Source organism: Ornithinibacillus halophilus (assembly GCF_900129485.1).
In the GTDB taxonomy this organism is placed as follows: Bacteria; Bacillota; Bacilli; order Bacillales; family Amphibacillaceae; genus Ornithinibacillus; species Ornithinibacillus halophilus.
On record NZ_FQVW01000099.1, the window covers coordinates 1 to 2,294 of the forward strand.

Here is a 2,294-nt window from a genome sequence, read left to right on the forward strand (position 1 = left end):
CTAAGCCTCTGGTTTCACCAATCGGCAAGTCTTCTTTATCGTACGGAGGCGAAGGAAGTCTCTCTAGTCGCAGGCGCTCGGAGCTAGACATCTCTGAAATTTTGTACATTCTTATCTCTTAAAAAAGTGAGAGGTATTTAATAGTTTAGAAATTCGAATTGCTCCAGAAAAGTCAAAGTCCCTATCTTCATCTTATGTTGATGACCACTCCTTTATTTCTATTTACAGGTACTTTGTCATTATATAAGTGGCATGATACGTGGTGGCCTTTTTCAACTTCCTTCCACTCTGGTTTTTTCGTCGCACAAATATCCATCGCAAATGGACAACGCGTTCGGAATACACATCCACTTGGGGGATCAATTGGGCTTGGAAGTTCTCCTTTTACCATAATTCGTTCACGTGTTTGTTCAATGTCAGGATCTGGGATTGGAATCGCAGAAAGTAATGCTTTAGTGTATGGGTGTAGAGGATTTTCATAAAGATTATCGCTATCCGTTAACTCTACCAAATTACCAAGATACATGACGCCGATTCGGTCCGATATTTGCTTCACCATCGATAGGTCATGTGCGATAAACAAATACGTTAACCCTTTTTCTACTTGTAGTTTTTTTAATAAATTCACTACTTGTGCCTGAACAGAAACATCCAGTGCTGAAATAGGTTCATCTGCAATAATGAAGTCAGGATTCAATGCTAAAGCACGAGCAATCCCAATACGTTGCCGTTGTCCTCCACTAAATTCATGGGGATAGCGCGTTGCGTGGTCTCGATTTAATCCCACTTCCTCCAAAAGGCGATGAATCACATCTACCTTTTCCTTTTTACTTTTATATAATTTATGCACTTCCATCGGCTCTGCAATTACTTCACTGACTGTGGACCTTGGGTTTAGTGATGCATATGGGTCTTGAAAAATCATCTGTATTCTACGGTGAAACGCAAATTGTTCCGCGTCACTTAGTTCATGAATATTTTTACCATCATAAACTACGTCCCCTGCTGTCTTCTCATATAGCCCCATAATCGTTCGACCAATCGTGGATTTTCCGCAACCAGATTCACCGACTAATCCAAATGTTTCTCCTTTATTTATATGAAAAGATACGTCATTGACAGCTTTTAAAATTTGTCCTTTTCCTAGGTGAAAAAGCTTTGTCAGGTTCTTTACTTCTAGCAGTTTTTCTGCCATTGAATCACCTCCTTTGGTGTTTATTTTGTATGCAGATCAACAAACTCCTGGCCTTACTTTAAGGATTTTCGACTGAGTGTCCAGTGTTGCAGTTGCACCTAGTGGAACAGCGATATGTGGAAAGCAATGACCAATTTTAAATCCTGATATGACCGGGCAACTTAACCCACCAAAATAATCCTGAAACACTTCCTCCAAAGTTAATGAAGGCTGTTTTTTCGGTGTGGATCCTGCAAAATCGCCAATTACAATTCCAGCTGCTTCCTCCAGTTTCCCACTGAGTCTTAGTTGATTCAGCATCGAATCCACTCGATAGGGAACTTCATCGACATCCTCTAACAACAACAGTGAATCTCTTGTGTCAATCTCATATGGAGTACCCAATGTGCTTACTAAAAGGGAAAGGTTTCCACCTACTAGTTTTCCAGTTGCATTCCCTTCACTAATTACACTTAACTCTGAAATCCCTTCATCATATAAAATTTCTGTCGGCTGAAAGAGCTGATAAAACATACTCCACGACAATCGATCGAATTCAGGATTGGCAATATCGGATGTTAGCATCGGGCCATGAAACGTAATTAGTCCTGTCTGTTGATAGATTGCGGTGTGTAAATACGTAATATCACTGTAACCCCAGATGATTTTTGGATTATTCTTTACTAAATCATAATCGATACAATCTACTATTCTCGGTGTTCCATAACCACCACGGGCACAGAAAATCGCCTTAACTTCCGGGTCAGCTATCATTTCATGAAAATCACCTAATCTTTCTTCATCTGTGCCTGCTAAATAGCCATGGATTTTACTAATACTCTTCCCTAACTTAACTTTTAACCCTAATTGTTTAAATAAAGGTAATGCATCTTGAACCTTCCCCAGTTTAGCTGGACCAGCTGGTGCAATTATACCAACCGTATCCCCTGGTTTTAGTCTCTTTGGATATACCATGAACCCCTTCCTTTCTATGAAAAGCTTAGAGTGCCCGCTTTGCGACGTACGGACTGGACTGAGGCGTAGGAGATAAAGGAAACATGCCCCTTCATAGGGGTATGTCGACGTTGGACGCAAAGTCCGGTTTTAGTCGACCTTCCTT

2 protein-coding genes are annotated in these 2,294 nt (G+C 40.6%); both read right to left on the reverse strand.

From position 1 onward, the window contains the following. Positions 1–187: 187 nt before the first annotated feature. A complete protein-coding gene (locus BUB12_RS17330) occupies positions 188–1,195 on the reverse strand; it encodes an ABC transporter ATP-binding protein (RefSeq protein ID WP_072892166.1) in 1,008 nt (335 codons plus the stop codon). Positions 1,196–1,231: 36 nt separating this feature from the next. Further along, positions 1,232–2,149: a S66 peptidase family protein gene (locus BUB12_RS17335; protein WP_072892167.1), complete on the reverse strand. Its 918-nt coding sequence runs from the start codon at positions 2,147–2,149 to the stop codon at positions 1,232–1,234. Positions 2,150–2,294 lie beyond the last annotated feature (145 nt).

Coding starts and splice junctions, on each gene's coding strand:
- BUB12_RS17335 (WP_072892167.1), bottom strand. CDS start 2,149: ATGGTATATCCAAAGAGACTAAAACCAGGGGATACGGTTGGTATAATT.
- BUB12_RS17330 (WP_072892166.1), bottom strand. CDS start 1,195: ATGGCAGAAAAACTGCTAGAAGTAAAGAACCTGACAAAGCTTTTTCAC.